Source organism: Nitrosospira sp. TNL300, assembly GCF_055385915.1.
On record NZ_AP041005.1, the window covers coordinates 2,737,162 to 2,754,574 of the forward strand.

Annotated in this window: 22 protein-coding genes; 15 read left to right on the forward strand and 7 right to left on the reverse strand. The window is 53.1% G+C overall.

All coding sequences use genetic code 11. The annotated features are described in order from the left end of the window. The first annotated feature begins 167 nt into the window (after nt 1-167). The 9 genes from ACZ5BW_RS12500 (at nt 168) to arfB (ending at nt 5,582) form a co-directional block, all read left to right on the forward strand. Nucleotides 168-1,373 carry a hypothetical protein gene (locus ACZ5BW_RS12500; protein ID WP_464540426.1) on the forward strand — a complete coding sequence of 402 codons (1,206 nt, stop codon included), beginning with the start codon at nt 168-170 and terminating at the stop codon, nt 1,371-1,373. 131 nt (nt 1,374-1,504) lie between these two features. Beyond that, nucleotides 1,505-1,780, forward strand: a complete 276-nt coding sequence (locus tag ACZ5BW_RS12505; protein WP_464540429.1) for a type II toxin-antitoxin system Phd/YefM family antitoxin — start codon at nt 1,505-1,507, stop codon at nt 1,778-1,780. Continuing rightward, nucleotides 1,777-2,184, forward strand: coding sequence for a PIN domain-containing protein (locus ACZ5BW_RS12510; RefSeq protein ID WP_464540431.1), 408 nt, complete (start codon nt 1,777-1,779; stop codon nt 2,182-2,184). Before ACZ5BW_RS12505 ends, ACZ5BW_RS12510 begins: the two co-directional genes overlap by 4 nt. Before the next feature lie 144 nt (nt 2,185-2,328). Continuing rightward, nucleotides 2,329-2,574, forward strand: coding sequence for a type II toxin-antitoxin system Phd/YefM family antitoxin (locus tag ACZ5BW_RS12515; protein WP_464540434.1), 246 nt, complete (start codon nt 2,329-2,331; stop codon nt 2,572-2,574). Then, nucleotides 2,571-2,915: a type II toxin-antitoxin system RelE/ParE family toxin gene (locus ACZ5BW_RS12520; RefSeq protein ID WP_464540436.1), complete on the forward strand. Its 345-nt coding sequence runs from the start codon at nt 2,571-2,573 to the stop codon at nt 2,913-2,915. Before ACZ5BW_RS12515 ends, ACZ5BW_RS12520 begins: the two co-directional genes overlap by 4 nt. Before the next feature lie 223 nt (nt 2,916-3,138). Continuing rightward, entirely contained in the window at nt 3,139-3,300 is a 162-nt protein-coding gene (locus tag ACZ5BW_RS12525; protein ID WP_464543711.1) for a hypothetical protein, read from the forward strand. Continuing rightward, nucleotides 3,261-4,169 (forward strand): glycosyltransferase, encoded by a 909-nt coding sequence (locus ACZ5BW_RS12530; RefSeq protein WP_464540438.1) that lies wholly within the window; start codon nt 3,261-3,263, stop codon nt 4,167-4,169. Before ACZ5BW_RS12525 ends, ACZ5BW_RS12530 begins: the two co-directional genes overlap by 40 nt. An 88-nt stretch (nt 4,170-4,257) precedes the next feature. Then, complete coding sequence (locus ACZ5BW_RS12535; protein ID WP_464540440.1) at nt 4,258-5,151, forward strand: NAD-dependent epimerase/dehydratase family protein; 894 nt, start codon at nt 4,258-4,260, stop codon at nt 5,149-5,151. Further along, nucleotides 5,151-5,582, forward strand: a complete 432-nt coding sequence (gene arfB / locus ACZ5BW_RS12540) for an alternative ribosome rescue aminoacyl-tRNA hydrolase ArfB (protein ID WP_464540441.1) — start codon at nt 5,151-5,153, stop codon at nt 5,580-5,582. The genes ACZ5BW_RS12535 and arfB overlap by 1 nt, the downstream gene beginning before the upstream one ends. A 29-nt stretch (nt 5,583-5,611) precedes the next feature. Here the strand turns inward: arfB and ACZ5BW_RS12545 are convergent, their stop codons facing one another. The 3 genes from ACZ5BW_RS12545 to ACZ5BW_RS12555 all read right to left on the reverse strand — a co-directional run bounded on the left by ACZ5BW_RS12545 (nt 5,612) and on the right by ACZ5BW_RS12555 (nt 8,532). Then, on the reverse strand, nt 5,612-7,147 hold the full coding sequence (locus ACZ5BW_RS12545) for a sensor histidine kinase (protein ID WP_464540443.1): 1,536 nt from the start codon (nt 7,145-7,147) through the stop codon (nt 5,612-5,614). A gap of 27 nt (nt 7,148-7,174) precedes the next feature. Further along, entirely contained in the window at nt 7,175-7,639 is a 465-nt protein-coding gene (locus ACZ5BW_RS12550) for a response regulator (RefSeq protein ID WP_464540445.1), read from the reverse strand. A 206-nt stretch (nt 7,640-7,845) separates the two neighbouring features. Beyond that, a complete protein-coding gene (locus ACZ5BW_RS12555) occupies nt 7,846-8,532 on the reverse strand; it encodes an alpha/beta hydrolase (RefSeq protein ID WP_464540447.1) in 687 nt (228 codons plus the stop codon). 98 nt (nt 8,533-8,630) lie between these two features. On the opposite strand from ACZ5BW_RS12555, the gene ACZ5BW_RS12560 reads away from it, so the two are divergent. Beyond that, nucleotides 8,631-9,740, forward strand: a complete 1,110-nt coding sequence (locus ACZ5BW_RS12560; protein WP_464540449.1) for a transglutaminase-like domain-containing protein — start codon at nt 8,631-8,633, stop codon at nt 9,738-9,740. Between the two features lie 46 nt (nt 9,741-9,786). On the opposite strand, the gene yjgA is transcribed toward ACZ5BW_RS12560, so the two are convergent. Continuing rightward, complete coding sequence (gene yjgA, locus ACZ5BW_RS12565; protein ID WP_464540451.1) at nt 9,787-10,332, reverse strand: ribosome biogenesis factor YjgA; 546 nt, start codon at nt 10,330-10,332, stop codon at nt 9,787-9,789. A 177-nt stretch (nt 10,333-10,509) separates the two neighbouring features. Here yjgA and pmbA point away from each other — a divergent pair, with 177 nt between their 5' ends. The 4 genes from pmbA (at nt 10,510) to ACZ5BW_RS12585 (ending at nt 14,453) form a co-directional block, all read left to right on the forward strand. Beyond that, nucleotides 10,510-11,853, forward strand: coding sequence for a metalloprotease PmbA (gene pmbA / locus ACZ5BW_RS12570; protein WP_464540453.1), 1,344 nt, complete (start codon nt 10,510-10,512; stop codon nt 11,851-11,853). 52 nt (nt 11,854-11,905) lie between these two features. After that, a complete protein-coding gene (locus ACZ5BW_RS12575; protein ID WP_464574165.1) occupies nt 11,906-12,139 on the forward strand; it encodes a hypothetical protein in 234 nt (77 codons plus the stop codon). Nucleotides 12,140-12,216: 77 nt separating this feature from the next. Continuing rightward, nucleotides 12,217-13,263, forward strand: coding sequence for a phosphoglycerate mutase (locus tag ACZ5BW_RS12580; RefSeq protein WP_464540455.1), 1,047 nt, complete (start codon nt 12,217-12,219; stop codon nt 13,261-13,263). A 455-nt stretch (nt 13,264-13,718) separates the two neighbouring features. Beyond that, entirely contained in the window at nt 13,719-14,453 is a 735-nt protein-coding gene (locus ACZ5BW_RS12585) for an autoinducer binding domain-containing protein (RefSeq protein ID WP_464540457.1), read from the forward strand. Nucleotides 14,454-14,465: 12 nt separating this feature from the next. On the opposite strand, the gene ACZ5BW_RS12590 is transcribed toward ACZ5BW_RS12585, so the two are convergent. The 3 genes from ACZ5BW_RS12590 to xth form a co-directional block, all read right to left on the reverse strand. Then, the gene (locus tag ACZ5BW_RS12590) at nt 14,466-15,032 is read right to left on the reverse strand and encodes an IS630 family transposase (protein WP_464540459.1); all 567 of its coding nucleotides are present in this window, start codon (nt 15,030-15,032) and stop codon (nt 14,466-14,468) included. Continuing rightward, nucleotides 15,013-15,405, reverse strand: a complete 393-nt coding sequence (locus ACZ5BW_RS12595) for a helix-turn-helix domain-containing protein (RefSeq protein ID WP_464540461.1) — start codon at nt 15,403-15,405, stop codon at nt 15,013-15,015. The genes ACZ5BW_RS12590 and ACZ5BW_RS12595 overlap by 20 nt, the downstream gene beginning before the upstream one ends. 166 nt (nt 15,406-15,571) lie before the next feature. Continuing rightward, entirely contained in the window at nt 15,572-16,405 is an 834-nt protein-coding gene (xth, locus tag ACZ5BW_RS12600) for an exodeoxyribonuclease III (protein ID WP_464540463.1), read from the reverse strand. A gap of 260 nt (nt 16,406-16,665) precedes the next feature. Between xth and folE the strand changes: the two genes are divergently transcribed. Continuing rightward, nucleotides 16,666-17,241, forward strand: coding sequence for a GTP cyclohydrolase I FolE (gene folE / locus ACZ5BW_RS12605; protein WP_464540465.1), 576 nt, complete (start codon nt 16,666-16,668; stop codon nt 17,239-17,241). Nucleotides 17,242-17,413 lie beyond the last annotated feature (172 nt).

Consider the following 17,413-nt stretch of genomic DNA (forward strand, 5'->3'; position numbering starts at 1 on the left):
TCGCTGCGACGGCAGAATACTTCCGACAGCATCCCGAAGTTCTCAAAGGATATTTCTCATTTGTACGAAAATGGGGCTTGTTAAACGCCTTATCGCGCTTTAACAAGAGCCTCAGACGAGGTGGAGCTCGGCGTATACTTGCACCACAGGTTGGAATCAAGTCGCTAATGCGGTTACGATCCAACTGCGATGACCCCGTCATCATTTTGGCTACGTCTTGCCACCTCAGCGCAGCAAATCGCATCGCAAATGCATTATCCCGCGCTGGAATTGCTTCGAGGATCGCCCAAGGACCATCCATAGAGAGGTATGAGGAGCGCACCCATTTTGTCATCAACGCTCCAGCGTTTGTGCATCTTCCCACTTTTTATATTGCCGTTCAGGTGGAGGATTCAAGCAGCGCCGACCTGTTTACTGAAGCCTATCTGCAAGTCCTGCAAAACGCGTCTGCTGTTCTCGACTGCTCTACCGCGAACATTGCCTTGCTCACGCGCAAGGGCCTCGATCCACGCCGGATTTTCTATCTTCCCCTGGATAGCTGCCCGGACAACACTGATTACTTCTTCTACCGGCTCCTGTTGGCAACGGACGATATTTCATTCGAGGAATTTTGGCATCTGGCAGGCCACAAAGCCGAACTGCCAAGCGACATCGTCTGTCTTAGCCTGCCCGAATATGTCGAGCGGGCCGAGGGATTCACCAGGGATAACAGATTCGGTTTTTCCGCTTTCCCGGGTTTGCGCCATACGCAAAGCTGGATCGGCTGTGCGATGAGCTACAAGTACCTCATCATGCTCGCGCGCCAGCAAGGTCTGCGACAGATAACAATCTGTGAAGACGATGTCGAGTTTCCATCCGATTTCGAGATGCGGTGGCGAAACATCCAAGAATGTCTGAATGATTCTGACATTACCTGGGATATATTCGCAGGCTTGATAGCCGATCTGGATAAGGATGTTAACGTGCTCGGCTTATACAAATTCCGGGATCAGCAGTTCGCAGTCATCAATAAATTGATGAGCATGGTTTTCAATGTTTACAGTGAACGCGTCTACGATACGATTGCTCAATGGGATGAAAATAACCACGACGTGACAACGAACACGATAGATCGCTACCTTAAAAGGCAAGGGGCACTCAACATACTGACGGTCGACCCGTTTCTGGTCGGACACAAGGAGTCCGAGCACTCTACCATCTGGGGCGTTGAAAATACCCACTACACTGATCTCATCAAAGCCAGTAATCAGTTATTAAAGGAAAAGATTCTCACCTACAAGAAAATTGCCGGCGTCTCAAACTCACGCACGAGTGCCAGAACCTCTCCATATGACGCCAATACCACGCATCAACACCGGGACCAGGAGTTGTAGATGGGCAAATCCAGCATTGCCGAAAACAGACCTGGAGCGAATACGACCCGTCATCAATCCGCACTGTCCTTGACTATTGCCCTTTAGCCCGCCACAATCTGACCAGATAATCTGGTCAATCCGAGGAATCAATGCGTTCAAACCAATGGCGGCTTCAGGATGCAAAAACTCAATTTAGCCAGTTAGTGGATGCGGCTTTGCGAGGCGAGCCGCAGCACATTACCCGTAGCGGCAAGCCGGCAGTAGTTGTTCTCTCCGAGGAGGCGTTCGAATCTTTGCAACGCAGCGCGCATGTGGCAGCGCCCGGCTTTGTCGCTCACCTGCTGGCGATACCCCGGCAGAAGGAAGAAGACGAAGCCGATAGCGACCGTGCTTCTCCGGCGCTGCGTGACGTCGATTTCTCATGATTCTCCTGGATACGGTTGTTCTTTCAGAACTCCGCAAACATGACACATCTCCTCAGGTTATCCGCTGGCTCACAGGTTATCGGGACAGTGACTTGTTTCTAAGTGTCGTAAGTATTGGCGAAATCGAACGCGGCATCGAAAGGAAACGAATCAGCGATCCCACATTCGCCGCATTACTCATGCGGTGGATTGAAGATTTATTGCGCCTCTACGGCGACCGCATATTACCGGTTACATCGGCTATAGCCCGGCGCTGGGGGAACCTTTCAGCCCGGTTGGGAAATGATAGTGCTGATTTGTTGATTGCTGCGACAGCGCTGACTCATGGTCTGAAGGTTGCTACCAGGAATGTTCAACATTTTGTCCCGGCGGGTGTGGATGTGATTAACCCATTTGAAGCTTGATTCAAAGACACTGGTGGACAGGTGCGCTGCCAGCAGCAAGTCCTTACTTAATTTTATTGTTTGTAGGGCCAGTATTTTTAGTTTGCGTTATAGTGTCTATTATGGCTATTATGACTATAATAGCTTTTTTAGAAGGACTTTGCGATGAAAGCCATTGCTGCTAAAGACGCAAAAAATAACTTTGGGAAAATGCTAGATACCGTGCAACGGGAAGCGCTTACCATTGAAAAACACGGGCGGGCGGTTGCCGTGGTTATGTCAGTGCAGGAATACCAGCAGATGAAACTCGAAAGGTTACGGGCGAAATTGGTCATAGGTGAGGGACAACTAGACAGGGGAGAAGGAGTGGACGGCGAAGGATTTTTTGCTGAACTGTTAAATGAAGCATGAAACGTTACATCCTCTCACCAGAAGCAAAAATGGATATTGCTAACATACGTAAATACACAACCCGGCAATGGGGGAAAGCGCAGACGGACAAATACACATTGCAGCTTCGGGAACGGATGCGATGGCTTGCAGACAATCCAATGCTGGGACGAGCAAGAGATGAAGTAAAGGAAGGCTACCGCAGTTTCAATGAAGGCAGCCACATAATATTTTATCGCGTGGCTGGAAGCGCAATCGAGATTATTGGTATTCCGCACCAGAACATGGACATTGAACTGAATTTAAGTGGTGTAAATCTTCTTTCCCCAAATGTTGCGGATTATGAACTCGAAGATGACTGAAAATGAAGCACTTAATTCAAATCTGGTATTAATATCATGCTCGTGCAGCAAGGCCGCTGAGCATCGACAGTGGAACAGTTTGACGAAAATTTTACCGATGTATAAGCTTATATTTATACATCTATCTTAGCAGTACCATCTATCTTAGCAGTACCAATTGGCCGAAGCGATTCTCGATATTAAGCAGTGGGGCAATAGCCTCGGCGTGCGCCTGCCAGCGGCAGTGGCGCGTGAAGCACATTTACATATCGACCAGCGGGTACGAGTTTTTGTTGAAGATGGGCGGTGGCTTATTAAAGGTCTTAAAAGGAAAAGGGATTTTACGCGGAAGAGCTGCCAGGCGAGATGGATGATAATTCGAATCCCCTTTGCGTCTCGGTTGTAATCGTTAACTACAATGCCGGCCAAATCCTGGTGGACTGTGTTGAATCGGCACTGCCACAGGTGACTGAAGTGCTGGTAGTGGACAACGCCTCCTCGGATCGAAGTCTGGAGCTCTGCGCGGAACGCTTTCTAAACAAACCTAAACTCAGGATCATCCGCAACGCAGCCAATCTCGGTTTTGCCGCGGCTTGCAACATCGCGGCCAAAGCTGCTTGCGAGCCTCATGTTCTGTTTCTCAATCCTGATTGCATCCTGAGTAAAAATTCGTTGCCACGCCTGCTCTATGTATTGGAAATGACCCCCCAGGCCGGCATGGCGGGTGGGCTTTTAACCAATCAGGATGGGACCGAGCAGGCAGGAGGACGCCGTGCAGTGCCGACACCGTGGCGTTCCCTCGTGCGCGCTTTTGGTTTGTATCGCTTCGAGCGTTACTGGCCCCGGCTGTTTTTTGATTTTCACCTGCATAAGCAGCCTTTACCGGCGGGACCGCTAGAAGTGGAAGCTATTTCCGGCGCACTCATGCTGGTGCGGCAGGAGGCAATCCGGGATGTTGGCCCATGGGATGAGGGTTATTTTCTTCACTGCGAGGACCTTGACTGGTGCATGCGTTTCCGGAAAAAAGGCTGGAAAATACTTTTCGTGCCTGATGCGCCGGTAGTGCACCATAAGGGAACATGCAGCAGATCCCGACCGATATTCGTGGAATGGCACAAGCACAGGGGAATGATGCGCTTCTATCGCAAGTTCTTCCGGCAGGAATACCCTGGCGCTCTGATGTGGCTGGTAGCAGCGGGAATATGGTTGCGTTTCGGGACGATAGCCACAGTTCATTGCGTGCAGCATATGGGGAGACGGACGCAATCGAGGTGAAACCAGCAGCCTGTTTCCGGGACCTTTTCTGATCTCCGGTTCCGATCTTGCAGAATCCCGTGCATTGCTTCCCGCGCTAACAAATCAAATGGCTGATCCGGGCTCCAACCATAAAATCATGGTCACAGGCGCTACCAGTATTATCGGAGAATTTCTGCTGCCGAGTCTGCTGGGCGCCGGCTATGAGGTTCATGCGATCAGTCGTCGATCGGCGGAAGCAGTGCCTTCCAATGGAAAATTGATCTGGCATCAGGCAGACATGAGCCAGATAGAACAGATACCTGATGTAAACGCGCAAATTCTCATTCATCTCGCCCCGCTCTGGCTCCTTCCACCGCTGCTGCCGGTACTGAACACGCTTCAACTGAAACGCGTGATCGGCTTCGGTTCCACCAGCGTGTTCAGTAAAGCGCACTCCGCCAACCCGGCAGAAAGAAAGGTGGCAACCCGGCTGGCGGAAGCGGAAGAGGCTGTGCGCCGCTTTTGCAGCGCGTCCAGAATGGATTGGACAATATTTCGTCCAACACTGGTTTATGATTGTGTTCGCGACAAGAATATTACGAGAATTGCAGGCTTTATCCGGCGTTACGGCTTTTTTCCATTGATCGGACAAGCCACCGGGCTGCGGCAACCGATCCATGCCGCCGATCTCGCGCAGGCGTGCGTGACCGCGCTCTTCCACCCTCTGACCTTCAATAAGGCCTACAACCTGAGCGGTGGCGAGACTTTAAGCTATCGCCAGATGGTGGAGAAAATTTTCAGTTCACTCGGCAAGCCTGCACATTTCCTGATCGCCCCCTTGTGGCTCTATCGGGTGGCGATACGTTCAGCCATGCTGCTCCCCGGCAAGCAAGAGATCACAACCGAAATGGCAACACGAATGAATGTCGACCTCTGTTTTGACCATACGGAAGCGGCCGGCGATTTCGGTTTCGTGCCAAGAGCGTTCTCGCCTGAATGGGGCAGCGGGCAGGAAAAGTGATGGCAGCTCTCGGAAAAATAGGAAAAATAGATATTCCCGATCACGAGATCGAAATAAAAGCAATTCGCGCGCAAGGCGCAGGCGGGCAGAATGTAAACAAGGTATCGAGCGCCGTTCACCTGCGCTTCGACATTACCGCTTCATCGCTATCCGATATTCATAAGGAGCGCTTGCTGAAGCTGAGCGACCAGCGCATCACCCGTGAAGGCGTGATCATTATCAAGGCCCAGCAGTATCGCAGCCAGGAGAAAAACCGCGAGGAAGCCTTAAGACGGCTGCACGAACTTGTCGACAGCATCGCCGAGTTGCCGCGAAAACGCAAGCCGACCAGACCGACACCGAGCTCCCAGAAAAAGCGGCTGGATAGCAAGACACACAAAGGCCAGATCAAGATCATGAGAAAGAAATGGGTGTCGGAGCCGATGTCGTGATGGTATCCGAAGCTTCTTCTCGGCACGTTTCAATGCGTGGAGGCGAGTTCGTTTCCGCCTTTGCCGGAGTCAAGTGGAGGGCTTTGTGAGTTTACAAGATGCGAACCTGGTACTCCCGGATGCACCTCCGTTTCGGGAATAGCTACCGATATTATCGTGGGAAAAATAACCGAAAAAGCTGTCCCGGCATTCTGTTCGCTGGAAATCCTGATCTGTAGTTTGTTGTTTTCAGCCACAGTCTTGACGATCGATAAGCCTATTCCGCTCGAAGTCCTGTTATGCAGTGCCGCGCGCGGAGTGTAAAAATATTCATCGAAAATATGCGGCAGGTCTTTTTCGCCGATTCCTATCCCATGATCGGTAACGGTTACGATACCGTATGAACCTGCGCCTTCAACGGCAGCTACAATTTCTACCGTTGTGTTGTCATATGAATAAGCGATAGCGTTTGAAATGACATTCTCAAGCAGTATTTCAAGCTGATTGGGAATACCTTCAACGGCGAAGTCCTGGAGCGATACCTTTACGTCGATATGGCGGGAACTGGCGATCGGCCCTAATTTATCGATGCATTTACGGATCACTGTTTCAATGCTGATCTGCTCTCTTGCATTGTTGTCACGCGCGGCGGCTTTCAACCGTTCCAGCTTGAGAACATCCAGAATGAGGGCGGCCATGCCGGAAGCGCGATGATCGATCTTCGATATCACTTCTCTTATTTCGGGCGATACCTCGCCGCAATATTCTCCCTTTACAAGGTTTATCTTGCTGCGGATAGCATCGAGCGGGGCCTTGAGCTGATGTGTCATCAGCACCGCATAACGGTCTTTCTCCACTTGCGCACGCCTGATTTCTTCGTAGGCATCGACAAGATTGTGCTCATGAATGCGCACTACAATCGCCAGCCTTGAGACGACATACCAGACAATGATAAAGAGCACATCGACCGTAAACATCCACAGGAAAATATTGATCTTGAGCGGACTCAGAACGGATATGCCAGGATCGGTTGTCAGCGCTTGCGACGCCATAAAAATAAGCGGATGTTCATCCAGCAAAATGGTGGCATACATGACGCATACCAGAACGGTCACCACCAGGCTTTCCAGGGTCGAGAAAAAGATGCACGCCAGCGCTATATGCAGCACGTAAAAGAAGGGAGCCGGAGTCGCGATGCTGCCGATAAAATGCACGACCACCGACAGGCACAGAAGATCGACAATGATCTGGGCCCAGATATTTATAGCGGGCGAGTTATATTTTGTGTGCCGCTGAAAATCCAGAGTTTGAATATAAATGACGTTTGCAATGAATAATACCAACGTTACCGCAAGCGGCCACCCTTGCTGGTGGGTAATGCCGATTTTCGTAAGCTCGTCCGAGGCAATGAGCGCGAGCACTTGAAAAAGCAGAAGAACCCCGATAACGCCCCACCGGAAGATAATAAACCATCGGGCATTATTGATTAATACTTCATCGCTGAGCTTGGCGCCGTTTGTCCCCACTCCGGGAAGCGCGAAGCGATTTTTGTCGGACGGATTCCAGGAAAACTTGACAACCGCCATGGTTAAAGTCTCCGGGAAAATTCTGCTTCAGGATTCGTTATTCTCCAGCCGGCTATGAATGATCGATAAAAAACTGATCGGCTCGACCGGTTTTTCCATGATCAGAATCCATTCATCAGAGAGGCCAGTGAAATAAGGGCGAATTTCCTCGCCGAGCGAAGTCATGAATATCAGGTGAAGCTCGGGGAAACGTTTGTGTATTTCCACATAGGCTTCCAGACCTATATCCATTGTTTCAACCATCACGTCGAGAATTGCCAGATCGGGGGGATTGGTTGAATTCCATAGCGACACCATGAAATCATTCATGGTCTGATAGCTTTCGACTGCATATTCGTTTGCTTCCAGAATACGCCTGACAGTATCCCGAATATCCGGATCATCATCGATATGCGCGATCCGTTGCGCCACTGTGCTTCCTTGATCTGATGCCGATCCCGGTACCTGGCCCGGGAGTTTGTCGGCGTCCTGTTGTTGGATAGACGCATGCATGGCACTTCCTCCAGTCACAATTAAAATACTTGCAGATACCCTACGCTACTCAGTATAGAGTAAGCCTGTGTGAAGAATGTTTCAGGTACGTGTTGAAATTTTGTGAAGAGGGTAACCTGGCCGTCGAAGATCAAGAGGATCAAGCGGGAGACGCCGCATTCAATTGCACTTGCTGTACCTGGATGGATTACGGAAAGTAATCCTGCTCAGGCCAGCACGCGTTGCAGCCAGTTACGGATATCCTGTATCTCTTCCCTGCAGACAGTGTGCGCCATTCCGTACTCGCGCCATTCCACCGGATAACCCGATCCAAGCAATTGCTCGCGCGATGCAGCAGCCAGGGTTATCGGAATGACATTGTCGACCACACCGTGCGCCATGAAGATTGGCACGGCGAAATTGGCATGGTGCGCCTCTTCCGCAAGGATCTGCGATACTGGCAGATAACATGAAAGCGCCATGATTCCCGCCAGTTTTTCCGGATAGCGTAAACCGGCGAACAGCGCAAGGACGCCTCCCTGAGAGAAACCCGCCAGAACGATATTCTCCGGCTTGATCCCCCGCTGCATTTCGTGGCTCACCAAGGCTTCGACGGCCCCCTGTGACTCCCTCAGGCTTGCCATATTCTCCTGAAGCCCCGCGCTTCCATCGGCAATATCATAGTCATACCATGCGCGCATGACCATTCCCCGGTTGATGCTGACGGGTCTCATGGGTGCATGGGGAAACACGAAACGGACAGCTGGGATGGAAGGCAGCGCAAGCTCATCCACAATGGGTGCAAAATCGCTGCCATCGGCCCCCAGGCCATGCATCCAGATGATCGTACGAACAGGATGAGCAGCTGTTTCCAGCTCGATGGAAGGAAGCAGATCAGCGGAACCGGAAATCATGGGAGAAAATGAAGATCGACCCGTTGACTTGGGTGGGACACGGGATTAGATTCGTACTTTTCGATTCTGATATGCAAGGCCATGGCAGGGAGAGGATTATGAAACGCAGGGATTTTATCAAACTGGCGGGGGTGAGTGCCGCATTATTTCCCGTCGCGCCATCAGTATTCGGCCAGCAGGCTGGTCAACCGGTTATTCCGCCGCGACGCTACACTTATCGTGTAACTTATAAAATTGATCTTCCGGAGGATGGAAAAAAAGCACGTCTGTGGCTACCGCTGCCGGATACGGAGGATTCTCCCCACCAATTTTCCCAGGGAAGTGTCTGGAGCGGGACCGCAAGCACGGCCAGATTCGAGAACGTTCCTGGAACAACCTCGCCCATGTTTTACGCTGAATGGAACCGTGGCGGTCCCCGCAGTGTAACGGTGAGCAGCGTGATCAAAACATCGGACCGCGCTGTCAACCTGGAGCGCTATAGGGAAGGTAAATCGAGCGCGTTTCCCGCGGACGTGAAGCGTTATCTGCAGTCCACCAGATTTATTCCACTGGACGGCATCGTCCGCAAAACTGCGCTATCCATTACCAAGGAGGCCAAAGCCCAATCGCAGTTGCAGAAAGCGCGCGCGATATATGATTGGGTAGTCGAAAATTCCTATCGCGACCCGGCCACACGCGGCTGCGGCCGGGGTAACATCAAAGCCATGCTGGAAAGCGGTCATCTTGGCGGCAAGTGCGCCGATCTGAACGCGTTGTTTGTAGGACTGGCGCGCGCGGTGGGCATCCCCGCAAGAGATAACTATGGCATCCGCATCGACGAATCGGTGGCGCACAAAACGCTTGGCCAGGCAGAAGATATCACCACAGCCCAGCACTGCCGTCCTGAATTTTATCTGGCCGGTCTTGGCTGGGTGCCTGTGGATCCCGCGGATGTGCGTCAACTTGCGCTGGATGAAGGGCTCCCCATTGAACACCCGCGAGTGGTCGAATTACGCGAAAAACTCTTCGGCTCATGGGAAATGAACTGGGTGGCATTCAACCACAGCCGGGATATCAGGCTGGCGCGAGACAGCGTCCTGGGTGAACTGCCATTTTTCATGTACCCTCAGGCCGAAGTAGCGGGGCACGAGCGGGATAGCCTTGAACCGGCGGAATTTGCTTACAAGATAAGCTCATCCCGCCTGGTGGGTACGGGGATCAAATTCTAGTTCCGAAAATATCTGTCACGCCGTCCCCGGAAAGTTGCATCTGCGATCAGTCGATTCCTTCACTACGTCTTTCGTTTGTAGCAGGAATGATCTTCTGCAATTCCTGGAATAATGCGCGAAAGCTTTTAGGGGCTTTGTTTGCGAGCTTCTCCTTCACAGCGTTGCGCGCGAGTGCGCGCAACTGCTGCAAATCCGCGGTGGGGTATCTCTGCCCCAGTTCATTGAGGGCCTGCATCTGCTCGTCCGCCATCAGGCGCTCGCGCCAGCGTTCCAACTGATGCAGGCGTGCCGTACTTTCGGCGCTTAAATTTCCCCATAGATCGAGCTTCTTCCGAATGGATTCTGCATCGACATCGCGCATCAGTTTGCCGATAAGCTGCATCTGCCGGCGGAGGGCGCCATGCTTGCGTATGCGCTTCGCCTCCAGTACAGCCTCCATCAAGGTGTCCGACAGACCGAGTTCGATCAGACGCCTTGAATCGAGTTGAACGAGCGATTCGCCTATATCCTGGAGCGCGTGCATTTCCTTCTTGCGTTTGGTCTTGCTCGGCCGCGCTTCCCGTTCTGAATTATCTGCCAGATTCTCTTCCAAGGCGCTTCCCAAATTAATAAACTGCTATCATACGCCACTGACACATCATCCGACTCCTCATGGGCTGCCCTCCCGGCTCCTGGACAAGTTGCAGTACAGGATAGCTACTCAATATAATCCCTATAACCCCTGAACTCCCTGAATTCCCTGAAGTCGCCGCCTATGAATGATAACGCCATGCCTTCACAACGTTTTTCCTATTCGTTTTCAGTGCTTCAGCAAATCGCGCAGGATGTCCTGAACCATGCGCGCAAAGGGGGCGCCAGCGCCTGCGAAACCGATGTTTCGGATGGTTTTGGTCAGAATGTCACAGTGCGGCGGCGGCAGGTGGAAACGATAGAGTACAACCGCGACAAGGGACTGTCAGTAACAGTTTACGTCGGGCAGAAGCGCGGTCATGCCAGCACCTCGGATTTTTCGCCGCAGGCGATAAGCGATACGGTCACGGCGGCGCTCTCGATTGCCCGACATACAGCCGCCGACGATTGTGCGGGCCTGGCCGATCCCGACTTGCTGGCGCGCGAATTTCCCAATCTCGAATTGTATTTCCCCTGGGACTTGCCGGTCGAGCAGGCAATAGAACTGGCGCAAACCTGCGAAGCGGCCGCATTTGCAGTCGATAAGCGCATTACCAATTCCGAAGGAGCCAGTATCTCGCTGGGCGAATCGCAGTTTGTCTACGCAAACAGCCTGGGATTCATGGGCGGCTATCCTTCTTCCCGCCACAGTATCAGCTGTGCGATGATTGCGAGCCACGATGACAGCATGCAGCGCGACTATTGGTACAGCGTGGCGCGTGATGCTTCCGACCTGGAGCATGCCGATGCGGTCGGGAAGAAAGCCGGAACACGTAGTGTCGGGCGCCTGGGCGCGAAGAAAATCGCTACCTGCGAAGTTCCCGTCCTGTTCGAGGCTCCGATTGCACCCAGCCTGATCGGGCATTTCGTCGGAGCAGTGAGCGGGGGCAGTCTTTACCGCAAGTCCTCATTTCTCCTCGACAGTATCGGCAGGCAGGTATTTGCGCCGGACATCCAGATACGCGAACGGCCGCATCTGAAAAAAGGTCTGGGCAGCGGACCTTTCGATAATGAAGGGGTAGCGACCCGTGACCGTAGCATAGTGGAAAATGGGATGGTACAAGGCTACTTTCTCGGCAGCTACTCCGCCCGCAAACTGGGGCTTGTCACAACCGGAAATGCGGGTGGCAATCATAACCTGGTCCTGGACAATGGTGCCGGAGTGACTTTTGCCGAACTGCTCAGGAAAATGGGTAAAGGCGTGCTCGTGACCGAGTTACTCGGCCACGGTGTAAACAACGTTACCGGTGATTACTCCAGAGGGGCAGCGGGATACTGGGTGGAAGACGGAGAAATCCGCTATCCGGTTGAGGAAATAACGATTGCAGGAAATCTGAAAGACATGCTGCCTGGCATCTCCGCAGTAGGGAACGATGTAATCGTGCGCGGTTCCAAGCAATGCGGTTCATTGCTCATAGATCGCATGATGATTGCTGGCGGCTAGGCGTTCAGGTTGAACGTGCGGTTCCTGATTTGGCCTTTCCTTCTTGATCGGAATGCGCGGCAAACCTCGTCCAGGTGATCCGGTTGCGAAGCAACCTTCAGGCGAAGCCGTCGAACTTTGTCGGGGAAAGATAGCGCAGACGGCGAAGTCGTCATACAATGGGGGCGTCGCAAGACCTACCGCCGGGCAGGCGGGAAGTAACGCCTGTGGAGATATGAGCAGCGCAGTAAGGCACTCAGCCCAGGAACCCACCGAAGCGGCTATGCAGGAATTCACTCTTGTTTAGCGCCGTAGGAATCGCCTTCCTTCAGGTGGGCGAGGATGTCAAATTATCCGCCTAAGTTGCCCTGAATTGCCTGAATAATGAATCTGCATTTGCTGGTACCGGCGCTCTTCTGGCCGGACCCAGCGTTTCCTGAAATCTACCGCGATCTACCCCTGCCCGGTCTGGAGAGCCTGCTGGCAAAATGTTCCGTCACGGAAGATAAATCGGAGGGGATAGAGGCGTGGCTTTGCCGCGCTTTCGGCGTCGCAAAACAGCAGGATTGGCCGGTTGCACCCATTACCCTGCAAGCCGATAGCGGAGAGGACGGAGAAGCGATAAAAACGGAAAAAAATCACTGGATCCGTGCCGATCCGGTGCATTTACGCCTTGAGCGCGACCATATCCTGTTGGCCGACAGCCATGTTTTTCACATTTCACTGGAAGAAGCCAAGCAGTTCACTGGGCTGCTGAATCGCCATTTCGCCGTAAATCAGGGGATAAACCTCTTCCCGCTAAGACCGGACCGCTGGTATCTTCGCCTGCTGGAACCGACCTTGCCGCATACCCATTTACTCAGTGAAGCTGTAAATCGGGATATCCGGAACAAGCTGCCCTTCGGCGCGAACAATACCTTCTGGCGCAGCCTGATCAATGAAGTTCAGATGTTGCTGCACGAGCACCCTCTGAATCAGACTCGCGAGGCGCGTGGAGAGCTTGCGATCAACAGCGTCTGGTTCTGGGGAGGGGGGACGCTGCCTGAATCGCTAGTTTCGCCGTATACGCATGTCTGGAGCAACGAGGTTCTTGCAGTTTCGCTGGCCTCAGCGTGTAATATCGATCACGCCCCGCTTCCTGTTGACGCAACGGTGTGGGAGACCTCTGTCAGGACAGGCAGGCATCTGGTGGTGCTGGATGAATTGCAGGGAAGAGCTCAATATCGGGACGCGTACGGCTGGCGCGAAAGCATCAAAGAAATGGAGCGACGGTGGTTTGATCCGCTATGGAGGATGTTCAAGCGCGGACAATTCGATGAGATAAGGCTAACGGCGCCTGGTGAGAGCAGCGACAAAAGTTTCACGGCGACGCGCAGCGATTCGCGGAAATTCTGGCGCAGGCCCAGGCCCCTCCTGGTTTATGGAAAGTGACAGGGAATACGCCGAAATGTGCCTCTTTTTGCCCTCTTTTCCTCCTTTCGAAAAAGCCGATATCGCGCATAATGTCTTAACCTGCCCGCAAATAAAATACCGATTTTCTGCCACAATATTCCTGAAAGTTCCTGAAAGAGTCCTCGCCCTGACGGCGAAGGTCAATAAGGCAAGCGTTCAGCATAGATAATTGTCATAATTCGGAAACGAGAGTCGCCCTATACTATTATTATTGTCAAATCAGGATACGTTAAGATGATTTACGCTATAGGGAAGCATTTTCTCCGACCCGATTCCATTTGCCATTAGACGGGAAAGAGCAGAGATAACCGTGGATGGAAGCGTTGGCAGACCCGATAGCGGGAATGCCGTGGGCAGGATGAGCGGGAACGTTTGGTAAAGGCTTCACATGCAATATCTCAGCCTGTAACGCGAAGTATCATGAGAGGGAAATCATGGATAACTTGACCTTATTCGAATCATTGATGAATTGCGATTCGGTGGACGAATTGCACAGCGCTACCACAACCATTGCCCGCGCAATGGGATTCGAGCATTTTCTGTATGGTGTTCAGGTGAACACTTCTCTTACCCGTCCTTATCGCTTCATCCTCAGTTGTTATCCGGAGGAGTGGCGTAAACATTATGACAAAGAAGGTTATGCCAATTTCGATCCTACGGTTTCGCATTGCGCCAGAACGTCTATTCCGATCGTATGGAAGAAAGAGATTTTCAAGGGGCGCATAGAGACGCGTGTAAGAAACGAGGCCAAGGATTGCGGGCTGGTCAGCGGAGCGAGTTTTTCGGTTCATGGCGGACGCGGCGAAGCCGCCATGTTGAGCCTGGCTACCTCCAGGGAGTCGCGTGAGGCGCAGAATGACATTCTCGCCACAATGGGTAAAGCACAACTGTTAACCTGCTATCTGCATGAGGCGGTGCAGCGCATTGTCCTCAGTAAAGGTCCGCTACCCGTGAAGAAGACCAACCTGACGGAAAGGGAACAGGAATGTCTACTATGGGCCGCCGAGGGTAAAACCGGATGGGAAATCGCCAACATCGTCAAGATTTCGGAACGGACAGTAACTTTTCACCTGCAGAATGCCGTCCAGAAACTGGGCGTTGTCAATCGCCAGCAAGCCATATCGCGTGCGCTTTCCATGGGTCTGATCGAGCCCCGTACAATTCGCTAGAGCATTTTCGCTTTACATGTTGACGTATCCGCAGGCCTCGAAGTAGTTCTGACACTCCTGAGGTGAGGTGGTATCGAGGAGTTTGCCCAATTCCTTCCAGAGCGCATCGACGGTGCGCTTTGATGCTTTGCGCAGCATGGCTTTGAGTTTGGCGAAGAGTTTCTCGATCGGATTGAGGTCAGGGGAATAAGGCGGCAGGTAGCACAGGGATGCTCCCACAGCCGTCAAAGCCTGTTCGACACCGGACACCTTATGGCAGGACAGGTTGTCGGCAATGACGATGTCGCCCGGACGCAAGGTGGGACAAAGAAAGTCACGAACCCATGCCAGGAAAAGCGCTCCATCGATCGGACCATCGACCACCATCGGGGCGCTCACCGCATCGTGGCGCAGGCCAGCGATGAAAGTGGTCGTCTTCCAATGGCCACAAGGCGCATAAGCCAGACAACGTGTGCCGCGCGGGGCACGACCACGCAACCGGGTCATACTGGTCGTGATCCACGTCTCATCCAGAAACACCAGCCTTCCCATATCCCACTTTGGCTGCTGGTCCTGCCAGTCACGGCGTGCCTGCTGCACGTCCTCGCGATGCTGCTCGCTGGCGTGCAGAGTTTTTTTTAAAGCTCAGTCCCCACCTGTCCAACTGGTGCCACAGCGCCGGCGACTTGATCATGATCCCTTCGCCTTGCAGGCGTTCACACAGTTCGGCCAGCGTCAAATCCGGCTCATTCTCGATCCAGCCACGGATCGTGCCTTCCAGATGGGCGATGCACGACCGGCGGTGACCACCCATCGGCAGGCTGCTTCGACAGCCCTGCTCTTCCCATCGCCGTCGCACCTCATACACCCACATCCGACTCACTTCGAAACGCCGGGAGATATCGCTCGGACGCTCTGCCCGCTCCAGGGCGCGCAGCACCCGATCCCTCAAATCCTGCGAATACGCACGCATATCCCACCTCTCTCATGATTGACCTGAGGTAGTTTAATACATGTAACTACTTAAATCAAAAATGCTCTAGTGCGCGTTGCTGCCTCACGCTGCCTGACGCCGCCTGACCAGTCAGCCTTCCCCTTCTCATCGAAGATGATCCGCGAAAAGCTGTAGCTGGCGCTTCTCATGCCTCGTTTGCCGAGACGCGGATGAGAGCTTCTGATCCCGCCCTTCTTTCCTTTTCCTGCGCGATCCCGCCAAGCTCCACTATCACGGGCGCATGATCGGAGGGCCGCTCCAGCCTGCGCGTAGCCTTATCTATGACACAAGCCGTGCACATGCTCACAAGCTCGCGGCTCAGCAGAATGTGATCTATCCGCAAACCCATGTTGCGGCGGAAAGCCATCATTCGATAATCCCACCAGGTAAATGATTTCTCAGGCTGATCGAACAGGCGGAAGCTGTCAATAAAGCCGAGATCCAGCACTTCCCGGAAGGCCGCGCGCTCCAGTTCGCTGAACAGGACTTTTCCTTCCCATAACTTGCTGTCGTGTACATCGCAGTCTTCCGGAGCGATATTGAAATCCCCCAGTACCACCAGCTTCCGGTGCCTGCTCAACATCTCGCGCAGCCATTCCCGCAGCGCTGCAAGCCATCTCAACTTGTATTGATACTTCTCGGACGTAACGTGCTCCCCATTGGGAACATAAATGCAAACGATGCAAACGTCGTCGTGAACGCCACCGAGAAGACGCTTTTGCGGATCCTCAAAGCCGGGCATGCCGGTAATGACTTCGCTCACAGGCTGCCTGCTGAGCAGCGCGACGCCATTGTATGTTTTCTGGCCGGAATAGATCGTCTGATAGCCCGCAGCCGCAATCTCGTTTACGGGGAAGTGCTCATCCTGCAGCTTGGTCTCCTGGAGGCACAGCACGTCCGGCTGATTCAATGCCAGCCATTCCAGAACCTGCGGAAGGCGAACTTTAAGAGAATTTACGTTCCAGGTGGCTATCTTCATGTTCTTTGGTCTGACGCTGCTTGGGCTGAAGTATATCCATTATTCAAAATACTGAACAGTTATCAATTCGCCTTGTGCTATCATGAAAACGTGTTGCAACGCGGGTTCAACGTTTCGGTATCGATTTCTGACGTGAATCCAGACCCCGTGACTGGATCTTCCGGCACTTGCAGGGCACTCAACTGGATTTGCTGACAGTGATATGGGACCGATATCTGGCTTATACATATCCCCTCTCGATAGATAAAGGCAGGGTGAACATGGACTCAAGTGATTCAGAATTCGGGATCGGCGATTGGCAGCGGCTGTTGCGCTCCCTCGGCGAAGACCCCAGCCGGCAGGGTCTGCGCGAGACGCCGGGGCGCGTGGCACGCGCGTGGGCTCACTGGACGCGCGGGTACAAGCAGGATCCGGCGGCGATCCTCAAGACGTTCGCGGATGGCGGTGAAAGCTACGACGAATTGATCGTGGTGAGACAGATACCCGTTTACTCGCACTGCGAACACCACCTAGCCCCCTTTTTTGGCCATGCAACCATCGGGTATCTACCGAGCGGCCATATCGTCGGATTGTCCAAATTGACCCGACTGGTCAATTGTTTTGCCGCTCGCCTGCAGGTCCAGGAACGCCTGACTCAGCAGGTTGCACAATCCCTGCTGGAGCACCTGCAACCGAAGGCGGTCGGCGTCATTCTCCGCTGCCGCCACATGTGCATGGAATCGAGGGGGATTGCCGTTGCCGGGGAAGAAACGGTAACGTCGGCCATGCTGGGCGATCTGAAAACGAATGCGGCGCAGCGTGCCGAGTTTATGGCATTGGCCGAGTCGCACGAGTAATCTAAGGAACCGCTGAAACAATTTTTCCCGCAAAAAAACTCCGCTTCCCAGATGCCCATGACATACTGGGACTCCAAGGGAGCACCCGCTCCATTGCCTTATCGGGCATTCCGGCGCCAGTCACATTCCATTCATTTTATTTTGTTATAAGCAAGCCTGCATGATCCTCACG

Coding starts and splice junctions, on each gene's coding strand:
- ACZ5BW_RS12585 (WP_464540457.1), top strand. CDS start 13,719: ATGGATAACTTGACCTTATTCGAATCATTGATGAATTGCGATTCGGTG.
- ACZ5BW_RS12520 (WP_464540436.1), top strand. CDS start 2,571: ATGAAACGTTACATCCTCTCACCAGAAGCAAAAATGGATATTGCTAAC.
- xth (WP_464540463.1), bottom strand. CDS start 16,405: ATGAAGATAGCCACCTGGAACGTAAATTCTCTTAAAGTTCGCCTTCCG.
- ACZ5BW_RS12580 (WP_464540455.1), top strand. CDS start 12,217: ATGAATCTGCATTTGCTGGTACCGGCGCTCTTCTGGCCGGACCCAGCG.
- ACZ5BW_RS12515 (WP_464540434.1), top strand. CDS start 2,329: ATGAAAGCCATTGCTGCTAAAGACGCAAAAAATAACTTTGGGAAAATG.
- ACZ5BW_RS12510 (WP_464540431.1), top strand. CDS start 1,777: ATGATTCTCCTGGATACGGTTGTTCTTTCAGAACTCCGCAAACATGAC.
- ACZ5BW_RS12595 (WP_464540461.1), bottom strand. CDS start 15,405: ATGCGTGCGTATTCGCAGGATTTGAGGGATCGGGTGCTGCGCGCCCTG.
- ACZ5BW_RS12555 (WP_464540447.1), bottom strand. CDS start 8,532: ATGATTTCCGGTTCCGCTGATCTGCTTCCTTCCATCGAGCTGGAAACA.
- ACZ5BW_RS12530 (WP_464540438.1), top strand. CDS start 3,261: ATGGATGATAATTCGAATCCCCTTTGCGTCTCGGTTGTAATCGTTAAC.
- ACZ5BW_RS12560 (WP_464540449.1), top strand. CDS start 8,631: ATGAAACGCAGGGATTTTATCAAACTGGCGGGGGTGAGTGCCGCATTA.
- arfB (WP_464540441.1), top strand. CDS start 5,151: ATGGCAGCTCTCGGAAAAATAGGAAAAATAGATATTCCCGATCACGAG.
- ACZ5BW_RS12535 (WP_464540440.1), top strand. CDS start 4,258: ATGGCTGATCCGGGCTCCAACCATAAAATCATGGTCACAGGCGCTACC.
- ACZ5BW_RS12545 (WP_464540443.1), bottom strand. CDS start 7,147: ATGGCGGTTGTCAAGTTTTCCTGGAATCCGTCCGACAAAAATCGCTTC.
- pmbA (WP_464540453.1), top strand. CDS start 10,510: ATGCCTTCACAACGTTTTTCCTATTCGTTTTCAGTGCTTCAGCAAATC.
- ACZ5BW_RS12500 (WP_464540426.1), top strand. CDS start 168: ATGCGGTTACGATCCAACTGCGATGACCCCGTCATCATTTTGGCTACG.
- ACZ5BW_RS12550 (WP_464540445.1), bottom strand. CDS start 7,639: ATGCATGCGTCTATCCAACAACAGGACGCCGACAAACTCCCGGGCCAG.
- folE (WP_464540465.1), top strand. CDS start 16,666: ATGGACTCAAGTGATTCAGAATTCGGGATCGGCGATTGGCAGCGGCTG.
- ACZ5BW_RS12505 (WP_464540429.1), top strand. CDS start 1,505: ATGCGTTCAAACCAATGGCGGCTTCAGGATGCAAAAACTCAATTTAGC.
- ACZ5BW_RS12575 (WP_464574165.1), top strand. CDS start 11,906: ATGCGCGGCAAACCTCGTCCAGGTGATCCGGTTGCGAAGCAACCTTCA.